The organism is Pseudomonas sp. 18058 (genome assembly GCF_902706155.1).
Lineage (GTDB): Bacteria > Pseudomonadota > Gammaproteobacteria > Pseudomonadales > Pseudomonadaceae > Aquipseudomonas > Aquipseudomonas rustica.
In genome coordinates this window covers 1-21,818 of the sequence record NZ_CACSJY010000045.1, presented here as the reverse complement: position 1 = coordinate 21,818, position 21,818 = coordinate 1, and the positions used below count along the sequence as shown (strand labels likewise).

The following is a 21,818-nucleotide window of genomic DNA, read 5'->3' as shown; positions in this document are numbered from 1 at the left end:
GATCGTTCCCACGCTCCGCGTGGGAATGCCTCAAGGGACGCTCTGCGTCCAGTGACGCGGAGCGTCACGGGCTGCATTCCCACGCAGAGCGTGGGAACGATCAAGATCGCAGAAAGGGTTGAGTGAGATTTTTATGTACAGCCTTGAAGACCTGCTCCATCTGATGAACCGTCTGCGCGATCCGCAGTTCGGTTGCCCGTGGGACATCAAGCAAACCTATGCGACCATCGTTCCGCACACCCTTGAAGAAGCCTACGAAGTGGCCGACGCCATTGAGCGTGGCGACTTCGATCATCTGCAGGGTGAGCTCGGCGATCTGTTGTTCCAGGTCGTCTATTACAGCCAGTTGGCCAAGGAAGAAGGGCGCTTCGAATTTGCCGGGGTGATCGACAGCATCACTCGCAAACTCATCCGTCGTCATCCTCACGTCTTTCCGACCGGTGATCTGTACGCTCCGCTGGACGTGCCGCGCTTGAGCGAAGAACAGGTCAAGCAGCGCTGGGAAGAGATCAAGGCCGAAGAACGTGCCGAGCAATCCGCTGCGCCCGAGCAACTGTCGCTGCTCGACGACGTGCCGGCCACGCTGCCAGCCTTGTCGCGTTCAGCCAAGCTGCAAAAGCGAGCAGGGCAGGTCGGTTTCGACTGGCCGGAGGCTTTGCCGGTATTCGACAAGGTGCGCGAAGAGCTCGATGAAGTCCTTGAAGCCATGTCACAAAACGATCCTGTCGCCATGGCGGACGAGATCGGCGACTTGCTGTTTTCCGTGGTCAATCTGGCCCGGCATCTGAAGGTCGACCCGGAAACTTCGCTGCGTGGCGCCAACAGCAAATTCGAAAGACGCTTCCGTTTTATCGAACAGGCATTGCGCGACACCCACCGTCCCATAGAAGATTGCACCCTCGAAGAGTTGGACGCCCTGTGGGGCGAAGCCAAACGTCAGGAAAAGAATGCGCCCAGCTGCGGCTGAGCAACTGCCCAAGTGAGTAAGCATTAATGAGTATTTCCCTTCGCGACCAGTTGCTCAAAGCAGGCCTGGTCAACCAAAAGCAGGCCAAGCAGGTCGGCAAAGACAAGCAGAAGCAGCAGCGTCTGGCGCACAAAGGCCAGATCGAACTGGATGACTCGCAACAGCGCGCCGCTCAGGAAGCCAAGGCCGAGAAGGTCAAGCGCGACCAGGAGCTGAACCGCCAACAGCAGGAGAAAGTTGAAGCCAAGGCGCGTGCTGCTCAGGTCAAGCAACTGATTGAAGTCTCGCGTCTGCCGAAGCTGACCACCGAGGACTACTACAACTTCGTCGACGACAAGAAGGTCAAACGCATTTCGGTCAACACGCTGATGCGCAACAAGCTCAGCAGCGGTTCGCTGGCGATCGTCCACCATGCCGGCGGCTACGAAGTGATTCCGCGTGAAGCGGCCTTGAAGATTCAGGAGCGCGATCCGCAGCGCATCGTGCAACTCAACGTGCAAACCGAAGAAGTCAGCACCGAAGATGATCCGTATGCGGCGTATCAGATCCCTGATGATCTGATGTGGTAATGGTTTTAATGTTCTAGCGACTTACATCTTTGCTAGTACTTTGAAAGTGTTTATATATTGAACCCGCCGATTCGTATCGATACGATCGGCGGGTTTTCTTTTGGCAGAAATTAACGTGTTTGAAGTGTGAGGATTTTGCGCGGCTCATAAACAGCGCGTTGCACTTTTATATAGGTGTTTTTGTAGGGGGAGAATAAATGGAATTAATTTAAATAAATAAGGATGTTACTAATGTTATTAAGCATTGCTTCGTTGCGCCAACCGACTTTTAATCCGCAGTTTTCTCAGTTGCGGGCGCCTGGCCAATCAATTACCGATTACGTGGTCAGCGAACTGGATGCCCGGGTCGAGTTTGTGCGCCGCAAAATCAGGATCGCTGCCAAGGCCGCTGCAGCAGACCATGACGGCTCGGAGTGCCTGTTCTTCACCTTGCCTGAATTCTTCTGGAACATCCCTTGGCGTGAGGTCGACAGCGAGGACGAGCTGCATGAATTGACCACCGCTTACCTGGAAAAAGTACCTGCGTATATTTCGTCGTTAATGAAAGATCTGCCAGTTGAACGGTACGGCAAGATTGTCCTGTTGGCGGGCAGTTGTGCGACCTTGGTAAAAGTGGGGGAGGGTGATGCGAGTTATTACGAAGTCATTAATTACTTGCTGACGATTACCAATAAAGAATATGAAGCAGATATCCCGTTGATGTCGATGTGGCCAAAGCGACATGTTTCCGGTATCGACTTTGGTCGGAATGTCGGTAATCAAGATGGCTTCTGGTTCTTCAGGCTGTTTGACGAGTTTGTCATCAAGATCAAGGATTACAGCGACGTCAGCGCCGAGCACAGTTACTTCGGCGGTTACCAGGGACTGTTTATCAATAGTCTTGTGCCGGGCTGCCCGTTCGGCATTAACGTGTGCCTTGATTATGCCGTGCTGAAGGAAGGTGAGCGGGATAAGGAAGTTGAAATCCCTGAAGTGAAAATCGACTTTCTGATTGCCTGTGGCATGTCGTTTGACTACGACAAGCAGCACCCGACTGCCGTGCAATACTCGATCAGGAATGACGGCATGGGCAGTGGTGCATGTGAGGTGGTCAGACTCGAGCAGGGGCTGATCGTCGATGAAATAGCCTCGGAGGAGATCGACGACAACCTTTATTTGAGTGTGATTCGCGTGGTGTGAAGGTTTTGATGTTGTTGCAGCCTGCCACCCCGAAAGGGGCAGGCTGCAACTCTGAAGAGTGGTGAGTCAGGCGGATCGTAGATCCCGTTGCTGTTCTTGCACTTCCAGTTCGGCCTTATAGTTGTGGGCATCGATCTCGTTGTGGAACATGCCGACCAGCAAGTCTTGTTGATGCACATCCCAGATCCGTATACCCGCGGCTACGCCTTCATGGGACATGTGTGAATCGTCGCGTTCAGTTACTTTTACAGTCATCTGCTAGCTCCAATCTCTGGTTTATCTGCAGCAAGGCGTGTGCAGGACTCTTTTATATGTTTTGTTAGCTTGCTAAGTAAACGGCTGATTTGTGCAATGTGTTGTTGCGGTTTTTGCAACAGTGCTGCAGCCCCCGTAAACCGCGACATTCGGTCGCAGGGGGTAAAGTTTCATGACAGAAGTTTCATTTCCAGACGCATGTAACCCTGTGTAGGAGCTGCCGAAGGCTGCGATCTTGATCGTTCCCACGCTCCGCGTGGGAACGATCATTCGCGAGCAAGCCCGCTCCCACAGGGGAATGTGGTTTTCCGGCTAATTTCTTCAGACGAAAAAAAACGCCCCGAACCAGTCGGGGCGTTTTTATGTGTGGCTCAAGCTCGGGGAATTACTTGCCTTCCCAGCGCTTCAGTACCAGCGTGGCGTTGGTGCCGCCGAAGCCGAAGCTGTTGCTCATCACGGTGTTGATCGTGGCGTTCTCGCGGGTCTTGGTCAGCACCGGCAGATCGGCCACTTCAGGGTCCAGCTCGTCGATGTTGGCGGAGCCGGCAATGAAGTTGCCTTCCATCATCAGCATGCAGTAGATCGCTTCGTGAACGCCGGCAGCGCCCAGGGAGTGACCGGACAGGCTCTTGGTCGAGCTGATCGCAGGTGCCTTGTCGCCGAACACTTCACGCACACCTTTCATTTCCGCAACGTCGCCGACCGGAGTCGAAGTGCCGTGGGTGTTCAGGTAGTCGATCGGGGTATCAACGGTGGACATCGCCATCTGCATGCAGCGGATCGCGCCTTCGCCGCTCGGGGCAACCATGTCGTAGCCGTCGGACGTCGCGCCGTAGCCAACGATTTCGGCGTAGATTTTCGCGCCACGGGCCAGAGCGTGTTCCAGCTCTTCAACCACGACCATGCCGCCACCGCCCGCGATGACGAAACCGTCACGGTCTTTGTCGTAGGCACGGGAAGCCAGTTCCGGAGTGTCGTTACGCTTGCTGGACAGAGCGCCCATGGCGTCGAACAGGAACGACTGGCTCCAGTGCTCTTCTTCACCGCCACCGGCGAAGACGATGTCCTGCTTGCCCATCTGAATCTGTTCCATGGCGGTACCGATGCAGTGAGCACTGGTGGCGCAGGCAGAAGCGATGGAGTAGTTCAGGCCTTTGATCTTGAACGGTGTGGCCAGGCAAGCGGAAACGGTGCTGCTCATGGTCCGCGTTACACGGTATGGGCCAACGCGCTTCACGCCTTTCTCGCGCAGGATGTCCAGCGCTTCCATCTGGTTCAGCGTGGAAGCACCACCGGAGCCAGCAACGAGGCCGGTACGCGGGTTGGACACTTGCTCTTCGGTCAGGCCGGAGTCAGCAATGGCGTCTTTCATGGCCAGGTAGGCGTAAGCCGCTGCGTGGCCGACGAAGCGATAGATCTTGCGATCGATCAGCTCTTCAAGGTTGAGGTCGATGGAGCCGGAAACCTGGCTACGCAGACCCATTTCGGCATATTCCGGGTTGAACCGGATGCCAGGGCGGCTTGCACGCAGGTTAGCGGAGACGGTCTCTTTGTCATTGCCCAGGCACGAAACAATGCCCAGACCAGTGATAACGACGCGGCGCATGCGAATAACCCTTAGAAGTTGTCAGTGGAGGTGAACACGCCGACGCGAAGGCCTTCGGCGGTGTAGATTTCGCGACCGTCAACAGACACCGAACCGTCGGCAATGGCCAGGTTCAGCTTGCCCTTGAGGACGCGCTTGATTTGAATGTTGTAAGTGACTTTCTTGGCGGTCGGCAGTACCTGACCGAAGAATTTCACTTCGCCCGAACCCAGCGCACGGCCACGGCCCGGCAGACCTTGCCAGCCCAGGAAGAAGCCGACCAATTGCCACATGGCGTCCAGACCCAGGCAGCCCGGCATCACCGGATCGCCTTCGAAGTGGCATGCGAAGAACCACAGGTCAGGGTTGATATCCAGTTCGGCGACCAATTCACCTTTGCCGTACTTGCCACCCTCTTCACTGATATGGGTGATGCGATCCACCATCAGCATGTTCGGGGCGGGCAGTTGCGCGTTACCTGGGCCGAACAGCTCACCGCGACTGCAGCGCAGCAGATCTTCCCGAGTAAAGGCGTTTTGTTTGGTCATGCGAGCTCCTCAATAATCCCATGCGGCAGGTGGGGCAAATCTTCCCGACCGTTCGAAGCGTTCATGCCTCGAACCGGCAGCCTACTCATAGACTATTGCGTTGTGGTGAAAGTCACAGCACCAAGGACATGAATGTACACTTGTGCACTGAAATTTTTAATCAAGCCCCTTTTGAGGCTCGTTCGGGTGCCTAAGACTGCCGCACTTTCGCTTTTCACGCCAGTCGCAGATGGTCGAAAGGCCCACTCTACGACACCCAGCGCTGCAGAATCTGCTGCAGATCATTACGTTTGAACGGCTTCGCCAGATAATCGTTCATACCCGCCTGCAGGCAGGTTTCGCGGTCGCCCTGCAAAGCGTTGGCAGTCAGCGCGATGATCGGCACGTCGGTGCGCCCGGGCAGACAGCGAATCTGCCGAGTCGCCTCGTAGCCGTCGATAATCGGCAAGCGGCAATCCATCAGAATCACTTCGAAATCATTTTCTTCGGCACTGCGCACCGCTTGCGCGCCATCGGTGGCCACGCTGACAGTAAAGCCCAGACTGCGCAGCATCGCTTCAATCACCGTTTGATTGACCGGGTTGTCCTCGACCAGCAGCACATTGCGCCCTTCACCGTGGCCGTCGCCATTCAGCGTGCGCGGCGCGGTCAATTGCGGCAACGCCTGCTTCGACAGCGCCAGCGGAATCTCCAGGGTAAACACCGAGCCGCGACCTTCCTCGCTTTGCGCGCGCAATGTGCCGCCCATGCGCTCGGCCAGCGTGCGCGCGATCGGCAAACCGAGGCCGGTACCGCCGTAACGCCGTGAAATCGAACTGTCCGCCTGCTGGAACGCGTTGAACATCAGCTCCAGACTCTCCGACGAAATACCGATGCCGCTGTCGCGCACCGAGCAGGTGAACCACAGCAGTTCGTGATCCAGCGACTGCCACTGCGCCTCGATGCTGACCCGGCCCTGTTCGGTGAACTTCAGCGCATTGCCGACCAGGTTGACCAGAATCTGCCGGATCCGCGTCGGATCGCCCTGTACCTGCAAGCCGCGCATGTCCTCGGGAACCCGCAGATTCAACGCCAGACCCCGTTGCACGGCGCTGTGCTGGAACGACTGCGCGCAGGCACTGATCAACTCGGCGAGGTTGAACGGAATATGTTCCAGCTCCAGCTCTGAGCGTTCGATCCGCGAGAAATCGAGAATATCGTTAATGACTTTCAGCAAGTGTTCGGTGGACTCGGAGGCGAGGGCGGCGTATTCGACCTGCTCTTCGGTCATCTCAGTGGTTTCCAGCAGTTGCAGCATGCCGAGTACGCCGTTCATGGGCGTGCGCAGTTCATGGCTCATCATCGCCAGAAAGTCGGATTTGGCGTTGTTGGCCTTCTCCGCTTCCTCGCGGGTCTGGATCAACTGCGCCATCGCCTGATGCTGTTCGCGGCTGGCCTGCTCCAGCGCCTGGGCAAGGTTATTGATGTGCTGTGACAGCGCGCCGAGTTCGGTGTCATCGACAATCGGCAGCGGAGTTTTGTACTCGCCTTCCTGAATCGCCTTGACCGCATTGCCGATGTCGCGGATCGGCTGCGACAGACTGCCGGCCAGACGCCGCGCCAATACGAAGGTGAAGAGCAGGGCAAACAGCGCGAGAATTCCGGCCTTGAGCAGAATTTCCTGCTGACGCTGATTAAAGGCATCGTTGGACAGACCGACGATCACCCGCCCCAGATAATCCTCGCCGGCCGCCGCGTTATTGGCTTTGGTGTCCTGGAAAAAATCATTGTGCAGGGCGATGCGTTGCAATCGCACCGGCGCCTGAAACACCTCGACCTGATGCGGTTGGCTGTGGGACGCCGCCGGTTGCTCGACGTACACCAGAATCCGGTTGGCGCTGTCCTGCACCTCAAGGAAACGCACATTCGGCGTGGCCAGCGTGGCCCTGAGCAGACTTTCCAACACTTCATTGTTGCCGGAAATCACCCCGTATTCGGTGGCGGGCGCCAGTTGGTTGGCGATCAACTGACCGGTGTGAGTCAGCTCTTGCCGCAAATCCTGAATGCGCACAAAGGTGAAGAAGCTGATCAACAACAAGGTCAGCAACAGAGCTGGGCCCAAGCTGATCAGCTGAGTGCGGGTGTTGATGTCCCAACGGCGACGGAAACTCATCAGTGGCGTTCTCCTTCAGCCAGCGTTCTGGCGACAGACGCTTCATTCAACGGTTCGATCCCTAAGGAACGCGCTACCTGCGCATTACTTGAGACTTTAAAACGTTCGGGATAGAGCGTTCGCGGCCAGCGCGTGGTGGGCTGGTCGAGCAAATCATCCAGAATCGCCAGCCAGTCGCTCTGGTCGCTGTAGGTGCTGGCGAGGCTGCCGGCGCGTACGAAGGCAGCATTCGGTCCGATTAGCGCGACGTGCCGCGCATAGCTGCTGAGCAGCAGGTTCTTCGCGGTTTTCGGGTTGTATAGGTCAGGGTCGTCGAGGCCGAGCAGCACGTCGCTGTTTTTCAGGACGATTTGCAAGGGGCGACTGTCGTTGGTGTTGTCCCAGCGCTGGCTGAAGATCTGCAAATTCAGCGGCTCGGCAACCATGTTCAATTCCTTGAGGAGGAATTCGCTGTGCTCATCGAACAGCACGCCGACCCGCTTGGCCTGCGGCAGAATCCGTCGGATCAATTGCAACTGGCGAGCCAGCGGCGGATCGCTCCACAACAGGCTCAGGTGCGGTGGTTGCGCTGTGCCAAACCGTTGCCGTGCTTGCAGACGGCTGATGCGCAGCACCAGCGTCGCCGGGCCTTGGGCATCTTGCAGGCGCCAATCCAGCGCCGGCAGGTCAAGCAAGATAAGCCGCAGGCTGGACGGTAATTTGCCCGGTGCCGGCAGGCTTGCCAGTGGCTGAAAACGCACGTTATCGGTCGGGCGCAATTCGCTCAGCGCCTCGACGAACGCCTGCACACCGGGGCTTTCTTCGGTGCCGGTCAACAGAATGTCGGCGGCCTGCACCCCGACGCCGTGCAGCCACGCGGTCAAAAACAGGCAGAGCCCGGCCAGCCAGTGGCCCAGGGTTGGCGTCTTCCGTGACGTGCCCAATCGCATCCTAGAACTCCAACTCGGCGCTGAAGTACATGACCCGGCGCTCGTCGTAATTGTTGTCGACGAAGGTGGTCGGCTCATGGTCGAGGCGCTGTTGCAGCACGCCGGCCAGTTGCAACTGCGCCTTGCCCAGCGCGATGCGTTTGGCGATGCGCGTGTCGACCCGTTCGAAGCGGTAGCCGTTGAGGGCGTTGTCGCCGTAATAGAAGAGGGCGCTGTTCCAGCCGTGGCCCCAGTCGCGCAGCCAGCCGGCGGAACCGCTGTTGCGCGAAGTGAATTGCTGATCGAGCGGATTACTCGCCTCGGCATCGACGAAGGCATACGTGAAGCGCAAACGGTCGGCCCGGCTCACGCGCCAGTCGAGCTGGGTTTCAGTGCCGCGAAAACGTGAGCTGTTGGCGTTGCTGGCGATGTATTGGTTGTTGCGCAACGGCTCGCTGATCATTCCGGTGATTTCGTCGTAGAACAGCTTCACGTCGAGGGCCAGACCGAGCTCGGCGAAATAGCCGTTGTAGCCCAACTCGCGCGAGCGCATGTGTTCCTGATCGAGATCGCCCGGGCCACGGGTCTTGACGAAATAGCGCGCCGAAGACTGGCCGTAGGCCGAGGGCCGCAGGTTGCTCACCTGATAGCTCCAGTTGACGTTGTTTTCGAACATGTCCGGCGAGCGGATCGCTTCCGAGTACACCGCGCGCAGGCTGTGGCGCGGATTGATCAGGTAGTTGATCGCGAAACGCGGGGTTAGCGAACTGCCGATCAGTTGCGTGTCCTCGAACATCGCGCCGCCCTGCAACAACCAGTGTTCTGTCGCGCGCCATTCCAGTTGGCCGAACGCGCGCCAGGTGGTGTCGTCCAGTGTGCCGTTGAAATAGGTTTCGGAGTCGGCGCGGTCGTAACGATAGTTCATGCCGCTGACCAGACGCAGGCTGTCGGACAGGCTGAGGGTGTCCTGCAATTCGAGGTCGTAGCGCGATTCGCGGGCGCTCTGGTCGATGTCACCGCACAGGGTTCGGCTGGCACCGTTGCGCCATTGATCGAGCACTTGGTTGGCCAGGGCCATTTCCTGCGGCGTACCGGGCGCGGCGCCGGGGCCGGTGAACTGGGTGATGTTGCGCGCCAGGCGTTCGGTGTAATTCGGGTTGAGCTGCCACAGTTGCGTCAACTCAGGGCTGAACGACACTTCGGCATCACAGGCGCGCCAGGTTTGCTGACGATCCCAGTGTTGCGCCGAAGCTTGTACATAGAGGCTGTGCTCGGGATTGATGTCGAGATTCCAGCGCACCGAACCAGCGTAATCCTTCGCCACCACGTCGGAATTGTTCCCGGCGGCGGTAATCCCCGAGAACACCGGGTGGTAGGTGTAGGGCCGCTGGTTGGTGCCGTCCTTGGCGTTGACCTGCCAGTCGAGGCTCTGGTTATCGCTGAGGGTGTGGCTGACCGCGAGGCTGAAGCGGTTCAAGCGGCGGCTGTCGCGATAGTCGTCGCCACGGCGGTCGTTGTCGAAACCGTCATCTTCCTGACCGGACAGCGACAGGCGCAGATCGCCGCCATTCCAACCGGCGCCCTGACTGGCATAGAAATCATTGATGCCGCGCTGGCCACGGGTGATTTTCAGTCGCGTGCCGTGGCTGTCCGCCGGGTGACGGGTGATGATGTTGACCACCGCCATCAGCGCGTTGGCGCCGTAGCTGACGGTGTTCGGGCCGCGAAAAATTTCGATGCGCTCGATGTCTTCCATGGCCACCGGAATATCGCTCCAGTCCACCGTGGCCAAACCGGCGCGGTACACCGAACGGCCGTCGATCAGTACTTGCATGCGCCGCGCTTCGGTGGCGTTGGTGCCGTGGTAATTGACCGCCGCCTGATTGCCGCTGATGTTGCCGACCATCATTCCCGGCACCAGCCGCAGCAGTTCGCTGATGTCGCGGGCGCCGCTGGCGTTGATCAATTCACTGTCGAGTACGGTCATGCTTCCCGGCACTTCCGCCGGCGTCTGCTTCAAACGCGTGGCGGTCAGCACCTGTGGCAGCGCTTCGCTGTCGATGAACAGGTCGTCTGCCAGCACCACCGGGCTGAATAACAGCGCCAGCAACAGTGACGAACGCGGAGGAGGGGAACCGACGGACACGACACAGCCTTGAAAGCAAAGAATTGGCGCGCATGTTAACCGAGGACAGCGACTTTTCCAGTCACGTTGCGGGCATTTTCCTAGGTTTTATTGGTCTTCTTCCTACAAGTGTCGGTAATTGTTGCGGGGGCTGGCCGCGACCGGGTCGCCCCGTATAATGCCGCCATCGCCACTGGTATGGATTAACGGATTGCATATGACTGAACAGCGCCCGATTGCGGTCCTGGGAGGCGGAAGTTTTGGTACCGCCGTGGCCAATTTACTGGCCGAGAACGGCCATCAAGTCCTGCAGTGGATGCGTGACCCCGAACAGGCTGAAGCCATCCGGGTCAATCGCGAAAACCCGCGTTACCTCAAAGGCATCAAGATTCTGCCGGGCGTGACTGCGGTCACCGACCTGCAAGCCACGCTCGACGCCTGTGATTTGTGCTTTGTCGCGCTGCCGTCCAGCGCGCTGCGCACGGTGCTCGCTGCCCACGCCGAGCGCCTCAGCGGCAAGATGCTGGTCAGCCTGACCAAAGGCATCGAAGCGCAGACTTTCAAACTGATGAGCCAGATTCTCGAAGAGATCGCCCCGCAAGCGCGCATCGGCGTGCTGTCCGGGCCGAACCTGGCGCGCGAAATCGCCGAGCACGCGCTGACCGCCACGGTGGTCGCCAGTGAAGACGAAGATCTGTGCAAAGCCGTGCAAGCCGCGCTGCACGGTCGCACCTTCCGCGTTTATGCGAGCGCCGACCGTTTTGGTGTCGAGTTGGGCGGGGCGTTGAAAAACGTCTACGCGATCATCGCCGGCATGGCGGTGGCGCTGGAGATGGGTGAGAACACCAAAAGCATGCTGATCACCCGTGCCCTCGCGGAGATGACCCGGTTTGCGGTGAATCAGGGCGCGAATCCGATGACCTTCCTCGGCCTGGCCGGTGTTGGCGATTTGATCGTCACCTGTTCGTCGCCGAAGAGTCGCAACTATCAGGTCGGTTTCGCCCTCGGTCAGGGTCTGAGCCTTGATGAAGCGGTGTCGCGCCTCGGTGAAGTGGCCGAAGGCGTCAACACCCTGAAAGTGCTCAAGGCCAAGTCTCAAGAGGTTGGCGTGTACATGCCGCTGGTCGCCGGGCTGCACGCGATCCTGTTCGAAGGACGCACGCTGGAGCAGGTCATCGGTCTACTGATGCGCGCCGAGCCGAAAACCGACGTCGACTTTATTTCCACCAGCGGTTTCAACTGAGTGAGCCGGGAGTAGCAAGCCATGAACGATCCGAAAACCGAAGCCAAGTACGAATCCATCCTCCTGCGTGTGCTGTGGATGATCGTTTACGTACTGGTCTGGCAAGTGGCGCAGTTCATCCTTGGCGCGGTGGTGCTGGTGCAACTGATCTATCGTTTGATTTATGGCGCGCCGAGCGCCAGCCTGATGAATTTCGGCGACAGCCTGAGCCAGTTTCTGGCGCAGATCGGCCGTTTCGGCAGTTTCCACAGCGACCAGAAACCGTGGCCGTTCGCCGACTGGCCAACGCCGCGTACCCCGGAAGGTGAAGCGCCTCACGCCGTCGCGCCGGCACCGCATCCGGTTCGAGATGAGGAACCCAAACTATGAAACTCTGGGTATTGCGTCACGGTGAAGCGGTGCCTTACGGCTCGTGCCCCGACTCCGAACGGGAGCTGACCGACCACGGTCGCAAAGAAGCCTTGAGCAGCGCTGCCCATTTGATCGGCCAGCCGCTCACGGCGATCTACGCCAGCCCTTATTTGCGAGCGCAGCAGACCGCGCAGATTGTGCGCGAGGCGCTGGGTTTTGAGCCGGAGATTCGTACGGTTGAGTGGCTGACGCCGGAGGTTGATCCGGACAAGGTCACCGATCAATTGGTGTCGGTGAGCAATGTGTTGTTGGTCAGCCACAACCCGTTGGTGGGCAACTTGCTCAGCTATTTGCAGCATGGCGCCGGTTATCCGCCGGAGAAGGTCAGCACTGCCGGGTTGGCCGAGCTGGAAAGCCCTGAGTTGTTGATTGGCTCGATGACCCTTAACAGCCTCAAACACCCGTAACGCTGATCCCCTGTGGGAGCGGGCTTGCTCGCGAAAGCGGCGTGTCATTCACTCTTTATGTGTCTGACACACTGCATTCGCGAGCAAGCTCGCTCCCACATTGGTTTCTGCCAACCCATGAAATTATTTGTTTGAATTTTCCAACCAAGCACTTGCTTGGTTGACTACGCTTGCTCCAGACCTAAAAAACAGGAGCGAGTCGCATGTCTGCCGCCTTCCGTTTGCCGCTGGACGTGTTCTACGAACGAGAAGCCCGGCACCCGCGCCAGCGCTTTCTCGTGCAGCCCATCGGTGGCGGGCAAGTCGAGACCCTGAGCTGGGCCGACGTCGGCCATCAGGCCCGATGCGCCGCGCATTGGCTGCGTGCTCGCGAGTTGCCGCAAGGCAGCCACATCGCCCTGATCTCGAAAAATTGCGCGCACTGGATCATCGCCGACCTCGCGATCTGGATGGCCGGGCATGTTTCAGTGCCGCTCTATCCCAATCTCACCGCCGATTCCGTCGCGCAGGTGCTCAACCACTCGGAAAGCGTGCTGGCGTTTATCGGCAAACTCGATGACTGGCCGAGCATGTCCAAAGGCGTGCCGGATGATTTGCCGACCATCAGCCTGCCGCTGCATCCACCGGGCCACTTCGATTTCAGTTGGGCTGACCTGCAGCGCAGTTCACCGATTCAGGACGATCCGCGTCCCGCCGCCGAGCAACTGGCGACGATCATCTACACCTCCGGCACCACCGGCCTGCCCAAAGGCGTGATGCACAGTTTTGCCAATCTCGGTTTCGCCACGACGCGCGGCACGCAGCTGTTCGGGCTCAACGAGACTGACCGGCTGTTGTCGTACCTGCCGCTGTGTCATGTTGCCGAACGGATGTTTGTGGAGTTGGCGTCGATCTACACCGGGCAAACCGTGTTCTTCGCCGAAAGCCTCGACACCTTTATTACGGATTTGCAGCGCGCGCGGCCCACCGCAATGTTCGGCGTGCCGCGTATCTGGACGAAGTTCCAGATGGGCGTGTACAGCAAGATCCCGGCGAAGCGTCTGGATTTCCTCCTCGGTCTGCCGTTCATTGGCAAACGCGTCGGCCACAAAGTGCTCGCGGGGCTGGGGCTGGATGCCTTGCGCGTGGCGTTGTCCGGCGCGGCGCCGGTGCCGCAGACCTTGCTCACCTGGTATCAGAAACTCGGCCTCGATGTACTCGAGGTTTATGGCATGACCGAGAGTTGCGGTTATTCGCACATCTGCCTGCCGGGGCAATACAAACAGGGCTGGATCGGCAAACCGTGCCCGGATGTCGAGGTGCGCATCGATGAAACCGGCGAAGTGCAGGTGCGCAGTCAGGCGACCATGCTCGGCTATTTCAAGGATCCCCAGAAAACCGCTGAAACGCTCACCGAGGATGGCTTCCTGCGCACCGGCGACAAGGGCGAACAGGATGCCGAAGGGCGCTTGCGCCTGACCGGGCGGCTGAAGGAAATCTTCAAAACCAGCAAGGGCAAATACGTCGCCCCGGCGCCGATCGAAAATCGCCTGGCAGTGCATTCGCGCATCGAACAGGTGTGCGTCGTCGGCGATGGTTTGAGTGCGCCGCTGGGCTTGTGCGTGCTGTCGACGGTCAATCAGGAGGAGGGGCGGGCGAGTCTGCATTCCAGCCTGGAAAAACTGCTGGAAGAGGTCAACGCCGTGCTCGACAAACACGAACGCCTGCGCCGTCTGGTAGTGGTCAAGGACAGTTGGGCGGTGGAAAACGGTTTTCTCACGCCGACCTTGAAGATCAAACGCAACGTCATCGAAGACACTTACGGCGCGCGCTTTGAAGAATGGAGCGAGCGTAGCGAGGCGGTGCTGTGGCAGGATTGAGCGACGACTAAAACAACAAAGGAAGTCTGCGATGAGCTTGTGGCGTACCACTCCGAACATCGAGCAGTTGAACGCGATCCAGAAAAACACCATCGGCGAAGTGCTGGACATTCGCTTTGAATCTTTCGACGAAGATTCGCTGACCGCGAGCATGGTCATCGACCATCGCACCCATCAACCGTACGGTCTGCTGCACGGCGGCGCATCGGTGGTGCTGGCGGAAAGCGTCGGTTCGATGGCCAGTTACCTGTGCATCGATGCCAGCAAGTTTTATTGCGTGGGGCTGGAGATCAACGCCAACCATTTGCGTGGTTTGCGCAGTGGTCGGGTGACGGCAGTGGCCAAGCCGATTCATATCGGCCGCACCACGCATGTCTGGGACATTCGGTTGACCAGCGATGAGGGTAAAGCCAGTTGCGTGTCGCGGCTGACCATGGCGGTGGTGCCGTTGGGGCAGACGCCGCCTGCGCAGTAAGTCAATGGCTGCGCCGAAAGGTGAAGGATTGCATGGGCAGATCAGCCGCATGCGGTGTCTCCGGGTGGTAGTCAGCGGGTGCGGCGTTTCTCCACATTCTGTTCGGTGGCGTAAAACGATCCAGCGTGAAGTCCGCATCGTCGGCCCTGACCAGTTCGAAGGCACCGCGCTCCACATATTGCCCAACGTAAGTGCGCGCCTCGGTCGGGGTTCCGAGGGCAGAGATCACAGTCGAGTTTGATCGGGAGTCTGCAATGCCGCTGGTCAGTGGCGTGGCAAGCAATGTCAACGAAGCTGTCAGGGTTGAGCCGGCGGTGCGCGTTGATACGCCGTAAACCCATTCCACCGGCCTGGGCAGCGTGAGCGTATTGTGTTCGGGGCTGACGTATGCCCCTCCTCGCAAGGAATTAATGGTTGTGATGGACACCCCGTCCAGGCCTTCGACGGCGGCGCTGACGACCACCCCGACACCGGTCGCAAGGTCGGCACGCGCTGCGCCGCTGGCCGAAAGCAACCCACCATAAGCGGCCATACGCAGTGCCGTTGTGATACCGGAGGGGGCGATTGTCACGCTGGGGCCAACGTTGGCGAGCGCGCGTTGCGCGGTTTCACGCGTCATGTTTCCGGACGTGCTGGCGAGAATACTGATTGCTGTGAGGTTTACTGCCTGCGAGTCGGCGAAGTATGCATAAGCTGGCGCCGCAGCACCGATCGTGGCGCCGGCAAGGCCAAAAAAACCGGCCATGGCAATTTGTATGGTGCGGCCGAGGTTGTAGTGGCTGGCAACGCGACTGCCCAACCCGATACCCATGGATCCACCGGCTGCCGCGCCGACCAGACTACCGGCGATGGTCAGTCCCACGTTGGCGCCGAAATCAGGGTGCGATTCCGGGTCGCCAGAGGCCCATTGCGCTAATCCTGCGGCGGCAAAATATCTCACCGTGCTTCCGGCCAGTGCACTCACGCCATCTCGGGCAAACGTGGCCAGCGCCGCCGCGGTACCTTCTGTCACCGTGACCAGCCCCTGAAAATCGACATTGCCGACCGGATTGCCATGCACCATGGCAAACAGATTCAGGCCGTCCGCAGTGCCCAGCGGATCAGCATTGAGCCAGCGCTGCAGCCATGGCGCGTAGTAACGAAAACCGTAGTAATACAAACCCGTGGCGTCACGCTCTTTGCCCGAATAGCGCAGGGTTTTGTAACTGGCTTGGACCTGACTGCGCCCGGCCCACCAACATGTTTCGCCGTAGGGGTAATAGTCCTCCCGCGAAATCAGTTGTGCCTGTGCGTTCAGCTCCACGGTGCTGGAATTCAGGTGATCGCTGAAGCTGTAGCGTTGCTGATCCTGCACCATGCCCGCCGGCAGGCCTTTCGCCCAATGCAACACCTGGAGGGTGGCGCGTGCGGCCTTGATCGAGATGACGTGGACAATCTGGTCTGGCTCAGTGCGAATCTCCAGACCGGGCAAGTAACGGGTTTCACTGTCGCGCGTCAGCGTGCCGGTGAAACGCTGACTGATTTTGCGCTGACGCTGGCCACCACCGTCATACACATAGAACTCGATGTCATCTGGCTCATCGGCACGGACGATCTGGCTAACCTGCCGTAATTCATTACGCCGATCCCAATACAATTCTTTTCCGTGCTGCAGAAACAGGCGATTGCCGCTGGCGTCGTACCTCGCAGCAATTTCGCCTTCATCCGGCAACTGGCCGTCAGGTTTTTCCGCCAGGCTACGATTACTGAAGTGAGCGACGGCGGTGCGTTCGGTGCGGTTGCCGCTGGCGGCGCGGTGTTCCATGCGCAGTAAATTACCGGCGCAATCGTAGGTGTAGGTACGCGTGTAGTTTTCCAGTTGTGCCGGATCGGCAGGCGAGGAAAACTCCGGTAACTGTGGGCCGCCAGTGGCGTTACGGATCTGCCGGCCACTGGCCTCAATCAGGCGCGAGAGACTGTCGTAGCGATAGCGACAGGTCGCTTCGGTGCGCTGGTTGCGGTGAAAGTGAGCGGGCGCTGCGTGATCGGCGATGCGTGTGATGTTACCGCTCGCGTCATATTCGTACGTCAGATCCTGCACCGTCTGGCCATCATTTGTCTGACTGAGCAGATGCTGCAGGCGACCGTCGTCAGCGCCGAACCGTGCTCGAGACACCACACCGTTCCCTGCACGTTGATGTTCCAGATGGCCTTCGGCGTTGTACTGAATATCGCTGGCTATCGTCTGGCTCTGCGGGTTGGCTGCCAGCGTCAGATGGATTTCGCGTAACTGACCGACGCGATCCTGCAACAGTGTTTGCCGATTGCCCAGCGCATCGGTCTGGCTGATCAACTCCCCCATGGCGTTGTAGATGCAGAACGTCGTTGCGGGGTCTCCTTCCAGAAAGTGATCGCGCTCGGCGCGCGTTTCCGGCCAGTTCACCGCCCAGACGGGGTCAGCGCAGAAGGCACGACCGCATTGCAATGGCAGGCCAGTCAGACTGAATTGCGCAAAAAGCAGGGTGCCTGCCGTATCGTCGTGCCGAATCAATCGGCCGCGACGGTTATGGACGATTTCCGTCGATTCATCGCCATAGGTGAAACGCTCCGTGCAGTGTTCAGGCTCGCTCTCTGCGTGCTCGAATATCGCGCTCGGGCGGCGCAGCGAATCGAGGCCCGTGCGTCGGTGGTTGCGTTTCTGATCCCAGCCTTCAAGGCTGAAACCGTCCGCTGCGATCAGGCTCAAGCGCCAGCCGGCGTCAGTGTTTTCACTTAACAGCGGCGATCCCGAGAGGCTGAACACGTTGCTCTGATTCGCCGGGGCCGAAGGATCGAGCTGATGTCGGAGGAACAGTCTCGGATCGCGGCTCTGGAGCGCGCGTCCTGATGCATCGTAAATCTGTTGAGTGACGTAGCTTTCAATTGCCGCACTCGCGTCGCGGTGATGATAGGCCACGCTGCGCACGGGCAGCCCCCTCGGATCGCGCGCTTGAATGGCCGGCGTGTTCGCGTGAGTCATGAGCAGCCAGCGCCAGACAAAGGGGGTAGGTTTTTATCGGCCTGAGCAGGGCGCTTGTCAACTGACAGAACTGACAGTTGACAAGTGCCACCACGGCGCCTGCCATAGCCGTGGCACGACTGTCATCATTCCTGGCAGTTACGGTCATTGCTGTCGCGCGCCGTCTTGCGGACAATCAACGCCACGTTTCCCGCTCATGGATGTACCGGTATGTCGCAACCCATCTTTTTCGCCCACGCCAACGGCTTCCCTTCGGGCACCTATGGCAAGTTGTTCGCGGCGCTGGCGCCCGAATACCGGGTCGCGCATCTCGAGCAGCATGCCCATGACCCGCGCTTCCCGGCGGATGACAACTGGTACAACCTGGTTGATGAGTTGATCCACCATTTACAGCAGCAGGATCAACCGGTGTGGGGCGTTGGCCATTCGTTTGGCGGCGTGCTGCATCTGCACGCGGCGCTGCGTTGCCCGGAGTTGTATCGCGGCGTGGTGATGCTCGATTCGCCGGTGCTTACGCGCACCGATCAATGGGTGATTCGTGCGGCCAAGCGTTTTGGCTTCATCGACAAACTGACCCCCGCCGGTCGCACCTTGGGCCGCCGTGAAGAGTTCGCCGACCTTGACAGTGCGCGCAGTTATTTCGCCGGCAAAAGCCTGTTTCGCGGCTTTGATCCGGAATGCTTCGACGCATATTTGCAACACGGTTTGCACAAGGTCGGCGACAAGCTGCGCTTACGCTTCGATCCCGCCACTGAAATCAGCATCTACCGCGGCGTGCCGCACACCAGCCCTGGTCGCACCGGGCAATTGCAAGTGCCGCTGGCGGTGGTGCGCGGGCACAAAAGTCGCGTGGTCATGCGCCATCACACGCGGTTCGTTTCGCGACTGGCGCAGGGCGAAGCGCTGAGCATGCCCGGCGGCCACATGTTTCCTCTTGAGCGCCCGCAGGACACCGCGCGGCTGCTGAAAACTCTGTTCACGCGCTGGGAAAACCGTCAGGACAAGGATTGCGCATGAGCCCGACTTTCGAAGAAGTGCGCCTGAGCCTGCCGCATATCGAACTGGCGGCGCATTTGTTCGGCCCCGAGGACGGTCTGCCGGTGATCGCCCTGCATGGCTGGCTCGATAACGCCAATAGCTTCGCGCGGCTGGCACCGAAGCTCAAAGGCTTGCGCATCATTGCACTGGACATGGCCGGGCACGGCCATTCCGGGCATCGTCCGAACGGCGCCGGTTACGCCCTGTGGGACTACGCCCATGACGTGCTGCAAGTCGCCGAGCAACTGGGCTGGAAGCGTTTCGGTCTGCTCGGGCATTCGATGGGCGCGATTGTTTCGCTGGTGCTGGCGGGGGCGTTGCCGGAACGCATCAGCCATCTGGCGCTGATCGACGGCGTGATTCCTCCTACAGACAAAGGCGAAAATGCCGCCGAGCGCATGGGCATGGCCCTGCAAGCGCAACTGGATCTGCGTGAGAAGCGCAAACCGGTCTACAACACCCTCGACCGTGCGATCGAGGCACGGATGAAAGGGCTGGTGGCGGTCAGTCGTGAGGCGGCCGAACTCTTGGCCCAGCGCGGTTTGATGCCGGTGCCGGGCGGTTACACCTGGCGCACCGATAATTGCCTGACCTTGCCGTCGCCGTTACGTCTTACCCAGGAACAGGCGATGGCTTTCGTCGCGCGCATCAGTGGTCCGGCGCAACTGGTCGTCGCGGCCGACGGCATGCTGGCGAAACATCCAGAGCTGCTGGAACGTCTACCCTTTAGCCGGGAACAGCTGCCGGGTGGCCACCATTTGCACCTGAACGATGAGGCCGGTGCCGACCTTGTCGCAGACTGTTTCAATCGGTTCTTCGCCATTCCTTGACTTGCTGCGGGCAACTGTCGAGGCTGGGCGGGTTGAAATGGGAGACAACCACGATGGATTTCTATACCGCTGCGACCTCGAATCACACAGTCATGCCGATCCGATGAGCCTGACTATGCGGTCACTCAGTCTGTTGGCGCTGTGCTGTTTCAGTACCTTTTCATTCGCCGCCGATGTGCCCGGCAGTCAGGATCTGCAGATCGTGCCGCGCCTGGCCGATGCGCAGATTGTCGACTATCGCCCTCCGGTGGAGCTGGAGCGCATCTACCCGATGGGCTCGATCCGCAAGATCAGCGGCCAGTTGCGCTTTGACGGCCAGGTCACCGCCCGAGGCCAAACCACGGCGGTGACTTATGAGTTGCCACCCGAACATTCCGCCACCGAAGCCTTCACCGCTGCCCGCGAAGCCCTGCAAAAGCAGGACGCCGAGTTGCTGTTCTGGTGTCAGGCGCGTGATTGTGGCGAAAGCAGCCTGTGGGCCAACGAGGTGTTCGGCAACTCCAAACTGTACGGCGCCGATGAACAGCAGGCGTACTTGCTGTTGAGGCTGGCAGCTCCGCGCGACAACACGCTGGTGGCGCTTTACAGCATCACTCGCGGCAATCGCAAAGCCTATCTGCACGTTGAACAGTTCGAAGCAGTAGCGCCACTGGGCGAGCTGCTGCCGACCTCGGCGACCTTGTTGCGTCAATTGAAAAGCACCGGTGAGCTGGATTTCCCGAACCGCGTGGATGCTCCGGATGACGCTTGGCTGCGGCTGATTTCCCGTGGCTTGAATCTTGACACGACGTTGCGCGTGACGGTGTCCGGACCCAAGGCCGAGGCGTGGCGTCAGGCGTTGATCAATCAGGGCGTACGTGCGGCGCGTATGGAGACCGGCAGCGTCGATGGTGTTGGCCTGCGCATCGATCTGTTGCGATAAGCTGTATCGGGCGAGCGCGCGCGGCGTGTTCGCCTACTCTTGGCCTGACTGACTTTTTCGGAATCTTACATGCTCAATAACGATCGCCTGCTGGTGCAGATCCTCCTGCTGGTGTTGTTTGGCGCCAGCCTGTGGGTAATGGCGCCATTCTGGTCGGCGCTGTTCTGGGGCGCAGTGCTGGCATTCGCCAGTTGGCCGTTGATGCGCCTGCTGACCCGCTGGCTCAATGGCCGGGAATCGCTGGCGGCAGCCATTTTGACGCTGGGCTGGATGTTGCTGGTGGCGGCGCCGCTGGTTTGGCTGGGGTTCAACCTGGCGGACCATGTGCGCGATGCCACGGGTTTCATCAAGGACGTGCAGGTCGACGGTTTGCCGGAAGCGCCGGTGTGGCTGGGGACTGTGCCGTTGGTGGGCGAGCGTCTGGTCGGCATCTGGGACAGTATCGATCAGCAGGGCGCGGCGCTGATGGTGTCGATCAAGCCTTATCTGGGGCAGGTCGGTAACTGGTTGCTGGCGCGCAGTGCGCAGATCGGGGGCGGCATTCTTGAGCTGACGCTGAGTATTGTGTTTGTGTTCTTTTTCTACCGTGACGGGCCGCGACTGGCGGCGTTTGTTCATGGTTTGCTGGAGCGGTTGATTGGTGATCGCGCCGGGTATTACATCGAGCTGGTGGCCGGTACGGTGCAGCGGGTGGTCAACGGTGTGATCGGCACGGCAGCGGCGCAGGCGGTTCTGGCGTTGATCGGATTTTTGATTGCCGGAGTGCCGGGGGCGCTGGTGCTGGGGATTGTGACGTTCCTGCTCAGTCTGATTCCGATGGGGCCGCCATTGGTGTGGGTGCCGGCGACAGCCTGGCTGGCGTGGAAGGGTGAGTATGGGATGGCGGTGTTTCTCGGGATTTGGGGGACGTTTGTCATCAGTGGCGTGGATAACGTGCTCAAGCCGTATTTGATCAGCCGCGGGGGGAATTTGCCGTTGGTGATTGTGTTGCTTGGGGTGTTTGGCGGGTTGATTGCGTTTGGGTTTATCGGGTTGTTTATTGGGCCTACGTTGTTGGCGGTGGCTTATAGTTTGTTGACGGATTGGAGTAAGAGTCAGGGGCGGGTTGAGGATCGGCGCTGAGTTGTTTGGGCATGTCCGTTGCTGCGGGTGTGGCGGCTGGCGGTTTCGCCCTTACGGCGAGTCCCTTTGGCAAACGCCCCAAAGGAACCAAAGGTCTGTGCCCTGACGTCCGGCCCTCGCTAAGGCTCGGGTTCCTTCGCTCCGGGTTCATCCGGGGGCATCGCCTACGGTTTGCTTCGCTGCACCTCCTCTCGATGCTTTCCCCGTATGAATCCCTCCCGCTCA

The 21,818-nt window shown here is 59.5% G+C and carries 19 protein-coding genes; 12 read left to right on the top strand and 7 right to left on the bottom strand.

Annotated features, from left to right (window positions below):
- Positions 1-133 precede the first annotated feature (133 nt).
- The 3 genes from mazG to GVL50_RS21375 all read left to right on the top strand — a co-directional run bounded on the left by mazG (position 134) and on the right by GVL50_RS21375 (position 2,715).
- A complete protein-coding gene (mazG, locus tag GVL50_RS21385) occupies positions 134-967 on the top strand; it encodes a nucleoside triphosphate pyrophosphohydrolase (RefSeq protein ID WP_159814982.1) in 834 nt (277 codons plus the stop codon).
- A gap of 26 nt (positions 968-993) precedes the next feature.
- Positions 994-1,536 (top strand): DUF2058 domain-containing protein, encoded by a 543-nt coding sequence (locus tag GVL50_RS21380; RefSeq protein WP_053122756.1) that lies wholly within the window; start codon positions 994-996, stop codon positions 1,534-1,536.
- A gap of 231 nt (positions 1,537-1,767) precedes the next feature.
- Positions 1,768-2,715: a hypothetical protein gene (locus GVL50_RS21375; protein ID WP_159814981.1), complete on the top strand. Its 948-nt coding sequence runs from the start codon at positions 1,768-1,770 to the stop codon at positions 2,713-2,715.
- Positions 2,716-2,781: 66 nt separating this feature from the next.
- On the opposite strand, the gene GVL50_RS21370 is transcribed toward GVL50_RS21375, so the two are convergent.
- From GVL50_RS21370 to GVL50_RS21345, 6 genes are all read right to left on the bottom strand, one after another.
- A complete protein-coding gene (locus tag GVL50_RS21370; RefSeq protein WP_008079144.1) occupies positions 2,782-2,970 on the bottom strand; it encodes a hypothetical protein in 189 nt (62 codons plus the stop codon).
- 385 nt (positions 2,971-3,355) lie between these two features.
- A complete protein-coding gene (gene fabB / locus GVL50_RS21365; protein WP_053122750.1) occupies positions 3,356-4,576 on the bottom strand; it encodes a beta-ketoacyl-ACP synthase I in 1,221 nt (406 codons plus the stop codon).
- Positions 4,577-4,587: 11 nt separating this feature from the next.
- Positions 4,588-5,103 (bottom strand): 3-hydroxyacyl-[acyl-carrier-protein] dehydratase FabA, encoded by a 516-nt coding sequence (fabA, locus tag GVL50_RS21360; RefSeq protein ID WP_003172830.1) that lies wholly within the window; start codon positions 5,101-5,103, stop codon positions 4,588-4,590.
- A 247-nt stretch (positions 5,104-5,350) separates the two neighbouring features.
- Positions 5,351-7,255 carry a response regulator gene (locus GVL50_RS21355; protein ID WP_053122748.1) on the bottom strand — a complete coding sequence of 635 codons (1,905 nt, stop codon included), beginning with the start codon at positions 7,253-7,255 and terminating at the stop codon, positions 5,351-5,353.
- Positions 7,255-8,184, bottom strand: coding sequence for an ABC transporter substrate-binding protein (locus tag GVL50_RS21350; RefSeq protein ID WP_159814980.1), 930 nt, complete (start codon positions 8,182-8,184; stop codon positions 7,255-7,257). Before GVL50_RS21350 ends, GVL50_RS21355 begins: the two co-directional genes overlap by 1 nt.
- Position 8,185: 1 nt before the next feature.
- A complete protein-coding gene (locus GVL50_RS21345; RefSeq protein WP_159814979.1) occupies positions 8,186-10,309 on the bottom strand; it encodes a TonB-dependent siderophore receptor in 2,124 nt (707 codons plus the stop codon).
- Positions 10,310-10,505: 196 nt separating this feature from the next.
- Here GVL50_RS21345 and GVL50_RS21340 point away from each other — a divergent pair, with 196 nt between their 5' ends.
- The 5 genes from GVL50_RS21340 (at position 10,506) to GVL50_RS21320 (ending at position 14,683) form a co-directional block, all read left to right on the top strand.
- Positions 10,506-11,531, top strand: coding sequence for an NAD(P)H-dependent glycerol-3-phosphate dehydrogenase (locus GVL50_RS21340; protein ID WP_159814978.1), 1,026 nt, complete (start codon positions 10,506-10,508; stop codon positions 11,529-11,531).
- Positions 11,532-11,552: 21 nt separating this feature from the next.
- Positions 11,553-11,900 carry a DUF4389 domain-containing protein gene (locus tag GVL50_RS21335; protein WP_008087808.1) on the top strand — a complete coding sequence of 116 codons (348 nt, stop codon included), beginning with the start codon at positions 11,553-11,555 and terminating at the stop codon, positions 11,898-11,900.
- Positions 11,897-12,349, top strand: a complete 453-nt coding sequence (sixA, locus tag GVL50_RS21330; RefSeq protein WP_053122740.1) for a phosphohistidine phosphatase SixA — start codon at positions 11,897-11,899, stop codon at positions 12,347-12,349. The genes GVL50_RS21335 and sixA overlap by 4 nt, the downstream gene beginning before the upstream one ends.
- Before the next feature lie 203 nt (positions 12,350-12,552).
- Complete coding sequence (locus GVL50_RS21325; RefSeq protein WP_159814977.1) at positions 12,553-14,208, top strand: AMP-binding protein; 1,656 nt, start codon at positions 12,553-12,555, stop codon at positions 14,206-14,208.
- Between the two features lie 31 nt (positions 14,209-14,239).
- The gene (locus tag GVL50_RS21320; RefSeq protein ID WP_159814976.1) at positions 14,240-14,683 is read left to right on the top strand and encodes a hotdog fold thioesterase; all 444 of its coding nucleotides are present in this window, start codon (positions 14,240-14,242) and stop codon (positions 14,681-14,683) included.
- 1 nt (position 14,684) lies between these two features.
- Here the strand turns inward: GVL50_RS21320 and GVL50_RS21315 are convergent, their stop codons facing one another.
- Positions 14,685-17,681, bottom strand: coding sequence for an RHS repeat-associated core domain-containing protein (locus GVL50_RS21315; RefSeq protein ID WP_159814975.1), 2,997 nt, complete (start codon positions 17,679-17,681; stop codon positions 14,685-14,687).
- Between the two features lie 210 nt (positions 17,682-17,891).
- On the opposite strand from GVL50_RS21315, the gene GVL50_RS21310 reads away from it, so the two are divergent.
- The 4 genes from GVL50_RS21310 (at position 17,892) to GVL50_RS21295 (ending at position 21,593) form a co-directional block, all read left to right on the top strand.
- Entirely contained in the window at positions 17,892-18,698 is an 807-nt protein-coding gene (locus GVL50_RS21310) for an alpha/beta fold hydrolase (RefSeq protein WP_053122732.1), read from the top strand.
- Positions 18,695-19,549, top strand: a complete 855-nt coding sequence (locus tag GVL50_RS21305; RefSeq protein ID WP_159814974.1) for an alpha/beta hydrolase — start codon at positions 18,695-18,697, stop codon at positions 19,547-19,549. The genes GVL50_RS21310 and GVL50_RS21305 overlap by 4 nt, the downstream gene beginning before the upstream one ends.
- 115 nt (positions 19,550-19,664) lie before the next feature.
- A complete protein-coding gene (locus GVL50_RS21300) occupies positions 19,665-20,471 on the top strand; it encodes a DUF4892 domain-containing protein (protein ID WP_159814973.1) in 807 nt (268 codons plus the stop codon).
- Between the two features lie 69 nt (positions 20,472-20,540).
- A complete protein-coding gene (locus tag GVL50_RS21295; protein ID WP_053122726.1) occupies positions 20,541-21,593 on the top strand; it encodes an AI-2E family transporter in 1,053 nt (350 codons plus the stop codon).
- Positions 21,594-21,818: the final 225 nt, after the last annotated feature.